The organism is Litorivivens sp. (assembly GCF_057445395.1).
The window spans coordinates 19,615-33,797 of record NZ_JBVBUV010000041.1 but is presented as its reverse complement, the minus strand read 5'-3'; the positions used below and the strand labels follow the sequence as shown (position 1 = coordinate 33,797).

13 protein-coding genes are annotated in these 14,183 nt (G+C 56.5%); 6 read left to right on the top strand and 7 right to left on the bottom strand.

What is annotated here, in order from left to right:
* A partial coding sequence (locus tag AC222A_RS12300) for a PhoH family protein (protein ID WP_372747413.1) occupies positions 1-210 on the top strand: 210 nt, incomplete at its 5' end.
* An 87-nt stretch (positions 211-297) separates the two neighbouring features.
* Positions 298-1,845 (top strand): GNAT family N-acetyltransferase, encoded by a 1,548-nt coding sequence (locus AC222A_RS12295; protein WP_486775042.1) that lies wholly within the window; start codon positions 298-300, stop codon positions 1,843-1,845.
* Positions 1,846-1,852: 7 nt separating this feature from the next.
* Here the strand turns inward: AC222A_RS12295 and AC222A_RS12290 are convergent, their stop codons facing one another.
* From AC222A_RS12290 to AC222A_RS12260, 7 genes are all read right to left on the bottom strand, one after another.
* On the bottom strand, positions 1,853-3,088 hold the full coding sequence (locus AC222A_RS12290) for an MFS transporter (RefSeq protein WP_372758519.1): 1,236 nt from the start codon (positions 3,086-3,088) through the stop codon (positions 1,853-1,855).
* A gap of 75 nt (positions 3,089-3,163) precedes the next feature.
* Entirely contained in the window at positions 3,164-3,568 is a 405-nt protein-coding gene (locus AC222A_RS12285) for a gamma-butyrobetaine hydroxylase family protein (RefSeq protein ID WP_372747416.1), read from the bottom strand.
* A gap of 14 nt (positions 3,569-3,582) precedes the next feature.
* Positions 3,583-4,908, bottom strand: coding sequence for an ATP-dependent protease ATPase subunit HslU (hslU, locus tag AC222A_RS12280; protein ID WP_372747417.1), 1,326 nt, complete (start codon positions 4,906-4,908; stop codon positions 3,583-3,585).
* Between the two features lie 132 nt (positions 4,909-5,040).
* On the bottom strand, positions 5,041-5,580 hold the full coding sequence (gene hslV, locus AC222A_RS12275) for an ATP-dependent protease subunit HslV (protein ID WP_372747418.1): 540 nt from the start codon (positions 5,578-5,580) through the stop codon (positions 5,041-5,043).
* A gap of 125 nt (positions 5,581-5,705) precedes the next feature.
* Positions 5,706-6,254: an SPOR domain-containing protein gene (locus AC222A_RS12270; protein WP_372747419.1), complete on the bottom strand. Its 549-nt coding sequence runs from the start codon at positions 6,252-6,254 to the stop codon at positions 5,706-5,708.
* Positions 6,255-7,937 carry an arginine--tRNA ligase gene (gene argS, locus AC222A_RS12265; RefSeq protein WP_486775041.1) on the bottom strand — a complete coding sequence of 561 codons (1,683 nt, stop codon included), beginning with the start codon at positions 7,935-7,937 and terminating at the stop codon, positions 6,255-6,257.
* A gap of 147 nt (positions 7,938-8,084) precedes the next feature.
* Entirely contained in the window at positions 8,085-10,262 is a 2,178-nt protein-coding gene (locus tag AC222A_RS12260) for a primosomal protein N' (RefSeq protein WP_486775040.1), read from the bottom strand.
* A gap of 223 nt (positions 10,263-10,485) precedes the next feature.
* Here AC222A_RS12260 and rpmE point away from each other — a divergent pair, with 223 nt between their 5' ends.
* From rpmE to AC222A_RS12240, 4 genes are all read left to right on the top strand, one after another.
* Entirely contained in the window at positions 10,486-10,704 is a 219-nt protein-coding gene (gene rpmE / locus AC222A_RS12255; protein WP_372747422.1) for a 50S ribosomal protein L31, read from the top strand.
* 23 nt (positions 10,705-10,727) lie between these two features.
* Positions 10,728-11,513 carry a thermonuclease family protein gene (locus tag AC222A_RS12250; RefSeq protein ID WP_372747423.1) on the top strand — a complete coding sequence of 262 codons (786 nt, stop codon included), beginning with the start codon at positions 10,728-10,730 and terminating at the stop codon, positions 11,511-11,513.
* A 2-nt stretch (positions 11,514-11,515) separates the two neighbouring features.
* Positions 11,516-12,832 (top strand): serine hydrolase domain-containing protein, encoded by a 1,317-nt coding sequence (locus tag AC222A_RS12245; RefSeq protein WP_372764759.1) that lies wholly within the window; start codon positions 11,516-11,518, stop codon positions 12,830-12,832.
* Positions 12,833-13,114: 282 nt separating this feature from the next.
* The gene (locus AC222A_RS12240; protein ID WP_372764761.1) at positions 13,115-14,065 is read left to right on the top strand and encodes a GGDEF domain-containing protein; all 951 of its coding nucleotides are present in this window, start codon (positions 13,115-13,117) and stop codon (positions 14,063-14,065) included.
* Positions 14,066-14,183 lie beyond the last annotated feature (118 nt).

Here is a 14,183-nt window from a genome sequence, read left to right as displayed (position 1 = left end):
CTGAAATCGATTATTACGCGGGTGGGCGCTAATTCTAAAATCGTGGTGCTTGGCAACCTCGCCCAGATCGACAACAAGTACATTTCTCCACTAACCTCGGGCTTGACCTACCTGGTCGAAAAGAGCAAGCATTTCCCCCATGCCGGTATCATGCATGTTAATGGCATTGAGCGGTCACGGTTGGCGGCTTTCGCGGAAGAAAATCTCTAAACCGGCAGCTTTAATACAACATAACCCGGGCACCCGCGTTGGTGGGTGCCTGTATTGCTGGCGAATACACCTGAATCTGGAGTACCAATGAGCGAAATTCCACAGCTAGAAATCTGCAATCTGTCGATGGACCATTACCCGCAGATCAAGGCATTGATGGATCGGATCTATCACGACATTGGTGGTTCTTGGGAGAAATCCACCATTGCCAAGTTGACCAAGGACTTTCCCGAAGGTCAGATCGGTATCACCGACGGTGAAAAGCTGGTGGGTATGGCGCTCACGGTGCAGGTGGATTATGAAAAATTCAGTAACCCGCATGCCTACGACGACCTGATTGGGCATCGCAACCAGATTCTCAATAACGCGGAAGGTGATGCGCTTTATGGCCTGGATGTGTTGATTGATCCGGACTACCGTGGCTATCGACTGGGGCGACGCCTGTATGACGCACGTAAGGAATTGTGTCGGCAGTACAATCTGCGCGCAATTCTTGCCGGCGGTCGGATTCCCAATTACCACAAGCACCAGAGCGAGATGTCGCCTGCGGAATATATTGAAAAGGTTGACCAGAAACAGATCTACGACCCGATTTTGACATTTCAGCTGTCCAACGATTTTCAGGTGACGCGTCTGCTACACAAATACCTGCCTGAAGATGAAAGCTCGCAGGGCTATGCGACCTTGTTAGAGTGGAGCAACATTCTGTTTCAGCCGGAAGAGGCTGTGTTGAAAACCCGGCGCACATCAGTGCGAGTGGGGGCAGTACAGTGGCAGATGCGAACCGTGAGTTCGGCCGAGGAGCTGTTGTCGCAGGTAGAGTATTTTGTCGACACGGTGTCCGATTACCAGAGCGACTTTATTCTATTCCCGGAGTTCTTCAATGCGCCCTTGATGGGGCTGGCAGATGACGACCGGCAGGTTGAGGCTATTCGTTATCTGGCCAAGTTTACCGAGCTCTTCCGGGACAAAATGTCCCATATGGCGGTGTCTTATAACACCAATATTATTACCGGTTCTATGCCACTGCTCGAAGATGAAAAGATCTACAACGTATCTTACCTGTGTCGGCGAGATGGCAGTGTCGGTGAGCAGCGCAAACTGCACATGACGCCCCACGAGCGCTGGGACTGGGTAATGGTTGGCGGCGATACCCTGAACATTTTTGAAACCGATGCCGGTCGCGTCGCGATTCTGATCTGCTACGACTGCGAGTTCCCGGAGCTATCGCGACTATTGGCGGAACACGAAGTAGAGATACTGTTTGTGCCATTCTGGACCGATACCAAAAACGGCTACCTGCGGGTGCGGCATTGCGCCCAAGCCCGCGCTATCGAAAACGAGTGTTATGTGGTCATTGCGGGCAGTGTTGGCAACCTGCCTCAAGTCGACAGCCTGGATGTGCAGTACGCTCAATCGGCGGTTCTTACCCCGTCAGACTTTGCCTTCCCTCACGATGCAGTTCTGAACGAAGCCACTCCGAATACGGAAATGCTGCTGTTTTCCGACCTCGACCTCGACAAGCTCAAGATTTTGCATAATGAGGGTACTGTGACGAACCTCAAGGATCGTCGGCTCGATCTTTACAATTTGCAGTTGCCGGGCAAACCGGTGACCGTGCATAAGCTCCGGTAAGGCGCGGTCAAGCCTGGCCGGTTTGAGAAGGCAGGCGAATCAGCGTTATCAGCGCGGTCATTACGCTGAGGATGCCAAGCAAGGTCAAAAACAGCAGCCGATAACTGTCGGTGGTGTCGTGTACCCAGCCTCCGAAGGGTGGGCCTATTGCCGTAAACAGGGCAATCACCAGCGTGGTTGCCCCCATTACCTGACCGTAAATCCGGGTGTCGTAAAGCTTGCCAACCAATGATGCCCACAGCGGAAATACACCGCCGCCACCGATGCCCATCAGAAACGCAGCCATCAGCAATACGGGGTAGCTGGTGGCCACGCTGAATACCAGGCAGGAACCCGCCAGTGAGGCGGTAATCAATGCCGTTACCAGCTTGATACTGATGACATCGCTAAGCCAGCCAACGGCTGGGCTGAAGAACACGCCAAGCAGGGCGACCAGGGATACCAGAAAGGCGCCGCGCACTGCCGCCTCGCCAAGGTCTGTGGCGAACAAGGCAAGATTGGCCAGTAATACGGTGTTGGTGGCGACTGCAGATCCCACGATGCACACCACCAGTAAAAAGTTGCGTTGCCTCAACAGCTGCCAGAATGACAACTTTTCGGCGGTGCTGGTCGTCTCCGGAGCCGGCGCGGCGGTGGCGTCGCCGTCCGGGTGAAGCCCTTTGTCTTCCGGCCGGTCTACCACCAGTGTCCAGACCAGCACGGGTACGATTGCGATAATAAGAATGCCAAGCCCGCCAATGGCAAAGCGCCAGTCGTGGTTGGCCATTACGGTGGCAAAAATGGGTGGGTAGAGAAAGCCGCCGAACTGGGTGCCCAGTGCGGCGATGCCGATGGCCAGCCCACGCCGTCGCACAAACCAGCGCGCCAGTAGTGTGGATACGGTGAGGGTGCTCAGGGTCGCCATACCGAAACCAATCGGCAGGATATAGCTCACCACGACCAGAGTAATAGAGGGGCTTAGTGAGATACAGATAAAGCCAAGCCCCATGCTCACGGTACCTGCCATCATCAAGTATTTATTGGGGTAGCGGTCCAGCAGTTTACCCAGCAGCGGTGAGCTTAGTCCCACCATCAGCATCATGCCGGTTGAGCAGGTCATGAGCACCAGTCGGGTCGGGTTGAATTCTGTGTGCAAGGCACCGGCGACCACGCTGAACATATAGACGGTGGTGCCCCAGCCAACGCTCAGCAACACAAGCATGGCCGCGACCAGAATCCAGCCGTAGAAGGGTTTTGTTGGCATGATGTAATTGCCCCTGGCTATCGTTGTAATAATTCTCAGGGGCTACGATGCCATATGAACAGCAGTGTTGGGTAGTCAGGTGTTGCTGTCGGCGTCGAAAAACTTCACTACCTGCACCTCCGGGTCGCGGCTGGCGCCTGCGTCATGGAGCTTCTGCAGGTAGTCCTGCCAGTACTGCTCCCGGTTGTCCACCAGTTCGCGCAGGTAGTTCCAGGAGTAAATTCCGCTGTCGTGTCCGTCGCTGAACTTGAGTTGGATGGCGTAGTTGCCGACCGGCACGATGTCGGTGATGGCCACGTTGATCTTGCCGGTTTGCAGTTTTTCCTGTCCGGCACCGTGGCCACGTACTTCGGCTGATGGCGACAGTACCCGCAGCAGTTCACAGCTAAGACGGTGTCGTTCGCCGTTGGCATAGACCAGCTCCAGTTCTCGGGATTTCTGGTGTAGCTCTATGCCGGCCGGGGTGATGTTGTCGCTCATGTTTTGCGCTCTCGCTAGAGAATAAACCGACTGAGGTCTTCGTCCTTCGCCAGTGCGCCCAGTTGCGCATCCACGTAGGCCGCATCGATGACCAGTGTTTTTTCCGCCGAATCTGTGGCGACAAAAGACGCTTCTTCCAGCAGGCGCTCAAGTACGGTGTGCAGGCGCCGGGCACCGATGTTTTCAGTGCGCTCGTTAACCTCCCAGGCGGTTTCTGCAAGTCGGCGAATGCCGTCATCGGTGAATTCGATGGTCATGCCTTCGGTGTTGAGCAGCGCGATGTACTGTTCGGTCAGCGAGGCATTTGGCTCGGTTAGAATGCGCTCGAAATCATCGGGTGTCAGGGCCTCCAGCTCAACGCGTGTAGGCAGTCTGCCCTGCAGTTCGGGGATCAGATCCGACGGTTTGCTCAGGTGAAAAGCGCCTGAGGCAATAAACAGAATGTGATCTGTTTTGACCATGCCGTGCTTGGTGCTTACGGTGCAGCCCTCAATCAGCGGCAGCAGATCGCGCTGTACGCCTTCGCGGGAAACATCGGCGCCGCCAGTTTCCTGGCGTTTCGCCACTTTGTCGATCTCGTCGAGAAAGACAATACCGTTCTGTTCCACGGCCTGGATTGCCTGAGCTTTGGTCTCTTCTTCGTTAACCAGCTTGGCGGCTTCCTCGTCGGTAAGCTGCTTGAGTGCGGCTTTGACCGGCATGCGCCGCGACTTTTTGCGGTGGCTGCCCATGTTGGAAAACATGCTTTGCAGCTGGTTGGTCATTTCTTCCATGCCGGGCGGCGCCATGATTTCCACGCCCATGGGAGAGGCATTTACTTCAATATCGATTTCCTTGTCATCCAGCTCACCTTCGCGCAGCTTTTTGCGGAACATCTGTCGGGTGCTGTTTTCCTTGTCCGGACTGGCATCCTGCGAATCCCGGGCGGGTGGCAGCAGGATATCGAGGATGCGTTCCTCAGCTGCGTCGCCAGCGCGATGCCGAACCTTGTTCATTTCGGCTTCGCGGTGCATTTTGATGGATACGTCGACCAGATCGCGAATGATGGATTCTACGTCGCGGCCAACGTAGCCAACTTCGGTAAATTTGGTGGCTTCGACCTTCAGAAAGGGGGCGTTGGCCAGCTTGGCCAGGCGGCGGGCTATTTCGGTTTTGCCAACACCGGTAGGGCCGATCATTAGAATGTTTTTCGGGGTTATTTCCGCGCGCAGCTCTTCGTCGAGCTGCATGCGGCGCCAGCGATTGCGCAGGGCAATGGCGACGGCGCGCTTGGCCTTGTCCTGGCCAATGATAAAACGGTTCAGTTCGTGAACGATCTCACGGGGTGTCATTTGTGACATTGGGAACTCCGTAGGTCTGACGTAGCTACGACTGACGTGAAAAGCACGTGCTGCAATTTGTTGTGTATGGTTTGACCAGAATGGGTGACGCCGTCGCGCCCGGTGTATGACGTCCGGCAAGTCAGCATTGTGTTATGTCTCAAGGGTTTCAATCACGCGATTGTGATTAGTATAGATGCAGATATCCGCAGCGATTTTCAGCCCCTGTTCGACAATATCGCGGGCATCCATGTCGGTGTTGTCCAGCAGGGCGCGGGCGGCAGATTGGGCAAAGGGCCCGCCGGAGCCGATGGCGATAAGGCTGTCTTCGGGTTCGATCACGTCGCCGTTGCCAGTAATCACGAGAGAGGTTTCTTTGTCGGCAACCGCGAGCAGGGCTTCCAGGCGGCGCAGGGCTCGCTCGGTGCGCCAGGCCTTGGCCAATTCAACGGCGGCACGGGTTAGGTGCCCCTGGTATTTTTCCAGCTGAGCCTCAAACAGCTCAAACAGGGTAAAGGCATCGGCTGTACCACCGGCAAAGCCCGCCAGCACTTTGTCGCCGTAGAGGCGGCGTACCTTGCGCGCATTACCTTTCATGACGGTATTGCCCATGGACACCTGGCCATCGCCACCGATGACGACCTGGCCATTGCGGCGTACGGAGAGAATGGTTGTGCCTCGGTATTGTTCCACTCAGAACCTCGTTGTTGGCGGGTATCAGGGAGATATTGGGGGGATGGGGGCGAAATTCAACCCTTTTGCGAGGGTTGGGCGATATTTTTGCCAGACGCCACGGCTTCCTGCGTCTGGCCCGGAAATCACCCTGCGATTTTTCGCTTCAGCAGGAGCGTTTCTATCCCTTCTGAAATCAGCGTAGTTCTCGCCTTCGACAGTTTCGAGCGCGAGGTAAAGGGGCCCACATAAACCCGGTGCCAGGTATCACCGTTTGCTTCTACCGCTTCGATTTTGGCTTCTAGTCCCAGCAGCAGCAATTCGGCCCGTCGGCGATCGGCGTCGGCATTGGATTTAAACGAGCCCGCCTGCAGTATGAACTGATATTGCTGTTCGTTTGCGGTGTTCTCTTCCTGGCGGGGATGCTGCTCCTCGGGCACGATGACTTCCCGTTCGGGCAGCAGCGTGAAGAAATCGAACTGGGTTTCCGTGCGCGGTTTGCTCACTGGCACCGGCTTTTCCGGTTTTTTGCTGGCAACCTCGGTTTTCTCGCTGCCAGTATCAACACCGCTGAGAAATACGAGAAAGGTTAGAAAGCCGCCGCAGATTGCCCCGGCGCAGAATACGACCCAGGCGGGAATACCAGATTCGGTTTTACGCGATGCGGTTGCACCGCGTGTGCGTTTGGTCGCCAATTACATTTCCTCCGGGGCGGATACGCCTAGCAGATCAAGCCCGTTGGCAATAACCTGACGTACCGCAACCGAAAGCGCAACACGGGCATTGCGAACAGTTTCACTATCTTCTAATACTTTGTTGCTGTTGTAGTAGCTGTGAAATTCGCCGGCCAGTTCGCGCAGGTAGTTGGCTATAGTGTGAGGTTCGAAACTGCTGGCCGCTGTGGTCACCACGTCGGGGTAGGCTGAGAGGCGTTTCATCAGTGCCAGTTCGGCCTCTTCGGTGAGTGCATCGAGCGAATCGCAGCCGCTCTCTACAGACCAGTTCCATCCCTGTGTGGACAGTTTGCGCAACACGCTGCACACCCGTGCGTGGGCGTACTGAATGTAATACACGGGGTTGTCGTTGCTCTGAGAAATGGCCAGATCAATATCAAAGGTCAGTTGCGAGCTGGGCGCGCGGGCCACCAGGAAATAGCGGGTGGCGTCGCGTCCCACTTCGTCTATCAGGTCGCGCAGAGTGACATAGCTGCCGGCGCGCTTGGAAATTTTCACTTCTTCACCGCCGCGCATCACCATGACCATCTGGTGCAATACGTAATCTGGCCAGCCTTGGGGAATGCCGGCATTGAGTGCCTGCAGGCCGGCGCGAACGCGGGTAATGGTGCTGTGGTGGTCGGCGCCCTGTTCGTTGATTACGGTGTTAAAACCGCGCTGCCACTTGTTCAGGTGGTAAGCCACGTCGGGTACAAAGTAGGTATAGCCGCCTTCGCGCTTGCGCATGACCCGATCTTTATCGTCGCCAAAATCGGTGGTTTTCAGCCACAGCGCGCCGTCTTTTTCGTAGGTAAAGCCGTTTTTAACCAAGGTCTGCACGGCTTCTTCTACCTTGCCCTCGGCGTAGAGGGAGGATTCCAGAAAGTAGACATCAAAATCGACGCCAAACGCTTTCAAGTCCAGATCCTGCTCACGGCGCAGGTAGGCCACCGCAAAATCGCGAATCGCATCCAGATTGTCGGCATCGGCAGCGCCGGTCACATGTTTGTCTTCCGCGTCGATGGTATCGCCGTTCATGTACGATTTGGCAACGTCGACAATGTATTCGCCGCGGTAACCATCTTCCGGCCACTGCGGGCTATCGGGCCCTAGGCCTTGGCAGCGGGCCTGTACGCTGCGCGCCAGATTGTCTATCTGGGCGCCGGCATCGTTGTAGTAAAACTCGCGGGTCACCTGATGTCCGGTGGCATCCAGCAGGCGGCACAGTGCATCACCCACAGCGGCGCCACGGCCGTGGCCCACGTGCAGGGGCCCGGTGGGGTTGGCAGAAACAAATTCAACCTGCACCTTTTTGCCTTGAGCGACATCATTTCGACCAAAGCTGCGGCCGGCGGCGAGTACCTCGCTTATGATGCCGGTGGCAGCGTCAGCGTTCAGAAAGAAGTTGATAAAGCCTGGGCCGGCAATTTCAGCTTTGTTCACCAGGGCATTGTCGGGTAGGGCGTCGATGATCTGCTGGGCAATATCGCGCGGTGACTTGCGCAGGGGCTTGGCCAGGGTCATCGCGACATTGCTGGCAAAGTCGCCATGGCTTTTGTCGCGGGTCTGCTCCACCTGCACCTTGGGTTCGAGGTCTGCAGGCCAGTCGCCACTTTGCAAAGATGCAATGGCCTGCTCGATCAGGGTGACGATCTGTTCCTTCATGGTGGGCGGGTAACTCCTGGACGCTACTGTGAAAAGAGGGCGGCTATTATCCCTGTTTCGCCTACGGTCTGCCAGCTGGCGCCGAATTAACTCGGGAAGATGCCATCAAGCACCTCGCTACTTTGTGAGATGCGTCAAAAAGTTGCGTTAGAACCACTCCAGTGGATCGACATCAATCGTCCAGCGTAGGGCAAAGCCGGGTTTTAGTGGTTCTGCGGCCGCCCGCGCCCTGTTAAGCAGGGTGTGCAGCTGTTTGCGCTGTTGCGCCAGCAGAATCAGTGAGCAGCGGTAACGGTTAGCCTTGCGCGCGATGGGAGCGGGTAGTGGCCCGATGAACTGGGCATCATTGCCGGGCATACCTGTGCCGCGTCGCACCGCCTGCAAAAAGCTGTCGCAGGCCTCCAGTGAGTTGGCTTCGGCGCGTATCACGGCGGTGTGGCTGCAGGGGGGCAGGCCGAGTTGCTCGCGCTCGGCCAGCAACTGCTCGGCAAAGGGGTCGTAGTCCTGTCTAACGAGCGTGCCCAGTATCGGGTGATCGGGGGCGTGGGTCTGGATCAATACCGTGCCCTTGCGCTGTGCGCGTCCGGCTCTGCCGGCGACCTGTGTCAGGAGCTGCCCGGCGCGTTCCGCGCCGCGAAAATCCGGGCTGAACAGGCCGCCGTCGATATCGAGCATAATCACCAGCGTCACCAGCGGAAAGTGGTGACCTTTGGCCAGCATCTGTGTGCCAACCAGAATGCATGGTTTGCCCTCGTTTACGGCGTTGACCATATCGCGCATGGCACCCTTGCCGCTGGTGGTATCGCGATCTATGCGTATTACCTGGGTATTGATGAAAGTGGTCTTCAGAGTTTGTTCTAGACGCTCGGTGCCGGGGCCTTTGTAGGTGAGGCTGTGGTTTTTGCAGGAAGGGCAACTATCAGGCAGCGGTTTGTAGGCGTCGCAGTGATGGCAGCGCAACTGTCGGCGTCCAAAATGCACCGTAAGCGATACATCGCAGTGGTCGCACTGACCAACCCAGCCACAGGCGTGGCATTGCAGTAGCGGGGAGTAGCCTCGCCGATTCAGGAAAACCAGTGCCTGCTCGCCCCGAGCCAGGGTATCGGCTATCGCGTCCATACTTTGGGGGGCCAGGCCGTTATTGAGATCACTGTTGCGGATATCCAGCAACTTGATGGTGGGTGCGCTGGCGCCGCCGGCCCGCTGGGTGAGCTGCAAGCGGTGATATTTTCCCGTGTTCACATTGTGCAGACTTTCCAAGCTGGGAGTGGCCGAGCCCAGCACGACGGGGCAGCGATGGTCGGCGGCCCGTTTAACCGCGATATCCCGGGCGGAGTAGCGAAAGCCATCCTGCTGTTTATAAGAAGGGTCGTGCTCTTCGTCGATAATGATCAGGCCCAGTGCGCGAAACGGGGCAAATACGGCCGAACGCGTGCCGATAAGAACTGCGCAGTCGCCGCGGGCGGCGCGCTGCCAGTCGGTCAGGCGCTCGCCATCCGCCAGCCCGGAGTGCAGCACACAGACCTGCCCTGGAAACCTCGCCTCAAAACGGCGCAGAGTTTGCGGTGTTAGCCCTATTTCCGGCACCAGCACCAGCGCCTGGCGTCCGGATTGCGCGCAGTGCTCTATGGCCTGGAGGTAGACCTCGGTTTTGCCGCTACCGGTGACACCTTGCAATAAAAAGGGCTGAAACTGCTTGGAGGCCTCTGTAATGGCGTTGACGGCCAGCAGCTGCTCCTGATTGAGAGTCTTAGCCGCAGTGGCGGCCACGGGCTTGGCCGTGTGGCGGCTGGCGGCGATATAGCCCTTGTCCAGCAGCGCTTTGATGACCGGGTAGTCGTAGCCGTTCTGTTTGAGGGTATTGCGACTGGCGCTTTCCTGGTGGCTTAGCCAAGACAAAAGGGCAGCCTGTTTTTTGGCGCGTTTGAGAAGGTCTGCTGCCAGTGCTTCGCGCCCGCTATCGGTGACGCTGTAGGCCAGTTCCACCTGTTCCCGGGGTGGATTTTCCCGGCGTAAACGCACCGGCAGCATCTGTTGTAACACTTCGCCAATTGGATGGTGGTAGTAATTGGCTGCCCAGCGGCCCAACGCCAGCAGGTCCGGGCTGAGGGTGGGCTCGGTATCGAGCACACTTACCGCCGCCTTTAGTTTGTTGCTGGCGATCTGGCTGTGCTGTTTGGTACCGAGAACGACAGCCACCAGCCGGCGGTTGCCAAACGGCACCAGCACACGCATGCCGGCCTGAATGGTGGTTGCATTCTCCGGGGGCAGGTAGTCGAAGCTGCGGCGCAGTGGGCAGGGAACGGCAATATCAAGAATCAGCATCGGCGCAGTATAATGAAAGCTGTAGTCAGGCTATAGAAAATTTCCTGAGCAACATCGCTGAAAGACAGGAACTGCGCGTACTTTCGGTTGATTATTAAGCAACTTCTGGTAAGATTCGCGGCCTGTTTCGACCCCGGCATAATGTCTGGGCCGGTTTTTATTACTGATGACCTGCGCGGTGCCTGGCGAGAGATCAGGTGGCGGCGCTCAAGAGGATTCCATCATGAAAGCGGATATTCATCCCAAATACGAAGAAATCACGGCTACCTGCAGCTGCGGTAATGTGATTAAAACCCGTTCTACCATGTGTCAGGACACTCACCTTGACGTATGTTCTGCGTGCCACCCCTTTTACACCGGCACCCAGAAAATGATGGATACCGGCGGTCGCGTAGATCGTTTCCGCAAGCGCTTCGGCAGCCGCGGTGCGAAAAAAGCCTGATTGTTACCTACCGGTTTCAGTCCATGATTTCAGGAACGCCCAGCCAGTTATGGTTGGGCGTTTTTGTATGTGTCTGGCTGGCAGCCGCCGCCCAAGCGGACTGTATCCCTCCCTCCTCCCTGCAGCCTGCCACCCTTGAGAGTGTGGTGGATGGTGACACCCTGCGTCTGACCGACGGCCGTCTGGTGCGCCTGATCGGCGTTAATACTCCGGAAATCGGCCGTGATGGCGCCCCCCATCAGCCATACGCTGTCGCGGCGGCGCGGGCGGTCAGGCAATGGCTTGGCAAAACCGTATGGCTGGCGCCGGGACATGAGCCAATGGATCGCTATGGCCGCACCTTGGCGGCGGTTTATCGCGACCGGGATAAAAAGCATCTGGGCGAGTATCTTTTGCAGCAGGGATTGGGCTGGCAGGTCAGTGTGCCGCCCAATCTTCGCGATGTGGCCTGTCTGCGAGCAGCTGAACTGGCGGCGAGGCGGTCCGAGCGCGGTGTTTGGCGGATGCCCGAGATATTGAGGGCGAAGTCACTAACCCCGGCAGATGCCGGATTTAAGCGTGTCACCGGGCGGGTAACGCGGGTGTCTCCCAGTCGCCGAGCCCTCTGGATAGAATTGGATAGTGCGTTGTCGCTACGCCTTGATAAGCGTGATCAGGTCCATTTTCGGGGGGTGGATATGCAATCCCTGGTGGGACAGGAGTTGACGGTGCGTGGATGGTTGATTTATAGAGATAGGCACCGTGCGCAATATCCTGCGCACATGATGGTATTGCGTCACCCAGCGATGCTGGAGACGGACGAGGAGTAGGCATGTTTGCCCGTAAGAAGAAGTTGTTGCAAGCGATCGAACGCAAGGTGTTTCGTGGTTTTGAAGTGCCGGAAGATCTGGCGCCGCTGACGGATATTGATCCCAACGAAGCGGGAGCTGGCAACAAAAGCGGTGTTACCGCTGAAGAAGTGGAATCAATCTGGGCCGGGGTGGAGGATTTTTACCGCCGTGGAGCTCACCCGTTTGTTTCGCTCTGCGTGCGCCGTCACGGTGAGATGATCCTGAATCGGTCGCTGGGATACGTCAAGGGCGCGATGGGTGAGTGTGAGCCCGTTGTCGGTTCTCTTGAGACCCCGGTGTGCCTGTTTTCATCGTCGAAAGCAGTATCGGCCATGCTGATTCACAAACTGGCGGAAGAAGGGCATGTTGAGCTGCTGACGCCCGTCAGTTACTACATACCTGAGTTTGCTGCGGGCGGCAAAGCCAATATCACTATCCACGATCTGCTCAGCCACCGCGCAGGGGTGCCTGGTATTGCGGCGGATGTGCCGCGTGATGTGCTCTACAATCCGGACGAAGCTCTGCGCCATATCTGCGAGATGGAAACGCTGCATAGCGACGGGCGGATATCAGCCTACCACGCGGTTACCGGTGGCTTTGTCATGGCGAAACTGGTTGAAGTCACTACTGGCCTGACCATCCAGCAATATCTCGATACGGTGTTCCGACAGCCGTTGGGTATGAAATATTTCACCTATGGCATAGGCGAAGAGCATCATGACAATGTGGCGCGTCACTATGAAACCGGTCTGAAAAACCCCAAGCCTATCGAAAATTTACTTAGCAATGTGCTCGGGGCCAGTGTCTCGGAGGTCATTGAGATTTCAAATAGCCCGGAATTTAAATCTTCGGTCATTCCCTCGGGCAATATTTATTCAACCGCCGAGGAAGCGTGCCGTTTTTTCCAGATGATGCTGGACCGCGGCGAGTGGCAGGGCCAACGCGTTCTCGACCCGGTGACAGTGCTGCGCGGTACGCGTGAGGTCGGCGGTGCTCGTCTTGATAAATCACTGATGCTACCCATGCGCTATAGCGCAGGCATGATGTTGGGTGGTAAGCCGGCGGGGCTGTACGGCGTCGATACCCATCACGCTTTTGGTCATTTGGGCTTTAGCAATATCCTTTGTTGGGCAGACCCGCAGCGCGACCTTGCGGTATCGTTGGTTAGCAGCGGTAAGCCGGTTATCAGTAGCCATATCGTGCCGTTGCTGTTTACCGTCCTGAACAGAATTAATAAGGCTTGCGAGCCTTGTGTAGACGGGCTTTACGACCTGCCGCAGTATCATCCAGCAGGGTAATAGGGTCAGTCGTTCATGGCGATCTGATTGAAATCATAGAAATTTTTCCCTTCCGGTGGGCTGTGGTATGCGCAGCCCGACATTTTGCGCGCTTCCCGCGATGCGTATAACCAAGCCTGTTGGTTCGGTGTGCGTCGCTATGCTACTAATCCGTAAAAGGTGCAAACTTGCGTTGCTTGCCTTAACCTGTAGGGGCAGCAGGGGTTTCATGTTTAGTTTGGCCGGCGCAAGTGCAGTAGAAACCCTTTACCTCATCGATGGCGCCAGAGGGCTCAGATTTCAATGAACAATCCTTCGGTTTCTCCGGAAGCAGAGGCGAAGTTCTTACGTGCTACGATCCATTCGCTTAATTCCTCTATCTCTGTGACAACACTGGCAGGCGACATCGTGTTTGTTAACAGCGCCTGGCAGGCGTTTGGAGAGCAGAACGCCGGGTGCGCGTCGACCATTGCCGGCGTTGGTATGAACTACTTCGAAAGCTGCGAGAAGGCAGCCAAGGGTGGTGATGCGCACGCTCGACGGGCTGTCCGGGCTATCAAGCTTGTCGCCACCGGCGCGTCGAAACTTGAGTACCTTGAATACCCCTGCCATAGCCCGACAAAAAAGCGCTGGTTCACCATGCGTGTCACCCGATTTGAGGTGGACGGGGCGCCCTATGTTTCAATCATGCATATTGACGTCACTACGCGAAAACTTGCTGAAATCCGCACGCGTGAGCTGGCCGTCAAAGACCCACTGACTGATCTCTTTAACCGCAGGGCGTTTGATGAAGAGCTTCAGAGCCTTCTCCATAAAGCCGATGAGATTGATTGTTTAACGCTCGCGCTCATTGACATAGATCACTTCAAGCAAGTGAACGATAGCTATGGACACAGCTATGGCGATGAATGCCTGCAGAAAGTAGCCGCGATACTGAAAGAAGCGTTTAGTGCTGAAAGCTGTTTTGTGGCGCGCTACGGCGGCGAGGAGTTCGCGGTAATTATGGTTGGTCTGTCGCCACGCGAAGCTGTGGGTCTCATGGAGGCCTTCGTGGCAAAACTTGCCGGGGCCGGTATTGAACACAAGGGTGCAAAGACGGGTGATGTGCTCACCGTGAGTGCAGGCTTGGTAACCACCGTGGACTATGAGCAGCTGGCGTTAGATAGGTTAATGGATATCGCGGACGAGAAGCTTTACGAAGCAAAGGATGGTGGGCGAAATCAACTCCGTCACACCATAATGCCCAGCAGTTGATGTGGGCCCTCTCTGCGAGGAAGTAAGTATTCACAGTAAACACACTCGTTATGCTGGATGCATCTCGAAAAGTGGCCTGCCGTGCCCTTGAGGCGCCCCTCGCTTTTCTATATGCTTC

Excerpts from the sequence above, each read along its gene's own strand:
- AC222A_RS12240 (WP_372764761.1), top strand. The coding sequence starts at position 13,115 with ATGAACAATCCTTCGGTTTCTCCGGAAGCAGAGGCGAAGTTCTTACGT.
- AC222A_RS12245 (WP_372764759.1), top strand. The coding sequence starts at position 11,516 with ATGTTTGCCCGTAAGAAGAAGTTGTTGCAAGCGATCGAACGCAAGGTG.
- AC222A_RS12295 (WP_486775042.1), top strand. The coding sequence starts at position 298 with ATGAGCGAAATTCCACAGCTAGAAATCTGCAATCTGTCGATGGACCAT.
- AC222A_RS12260 (WP_486775040.1), bottom strand. The coding sequence starts at position 10,262 with ATGCTGATTCTTGATATTGCCGTTCCCTGCCCACTGCGCCGCAGCTTC.
- AC222A_RS12290 (WP_372758519.1), bottom strand. The coding sequence starts at position 3,088 with ATGCCAACAAAACCCTTCTACGGCTGGATTCTGGTCGCGGCCATGCTT.
- AC222A_RS12250 (WP_372747423.1), top strand. The coding sequence starts at position 10,728 with ATGATTTCAGGAACGCCCAGCCAGTTATGGTTGGGCGTTTTTGTATGT.
- argS (WP_486775041.1), bottom strand. The coding sequence starts at position 7,937 with ATGAAGGAACAGATCGTCACCCTGATCGAGCAGGCCATTGCATCTTTG.
- hslU (WP_372747417.1), bottom strand. The coding sequence starts at position 4,908 with ATGTCACAAATGACACCCCGTGAGATCGTTCACGAACTGAACCGTTTT.
- rpmE (WP_372747422.1), top strand. The coding sequence starts at position 10,486 with ATGAAAGCGGATATTCATCCCAAATACGAAGAAATCACGGCTACCTGC.
- AC222A_RS12285 (WP_372747416.1), bottom strand. The coding sequence starts at position 3,568 with ATGAGCGACAACATCACCCCGGCCGGCATAGAGCTACACCAGAAATCC.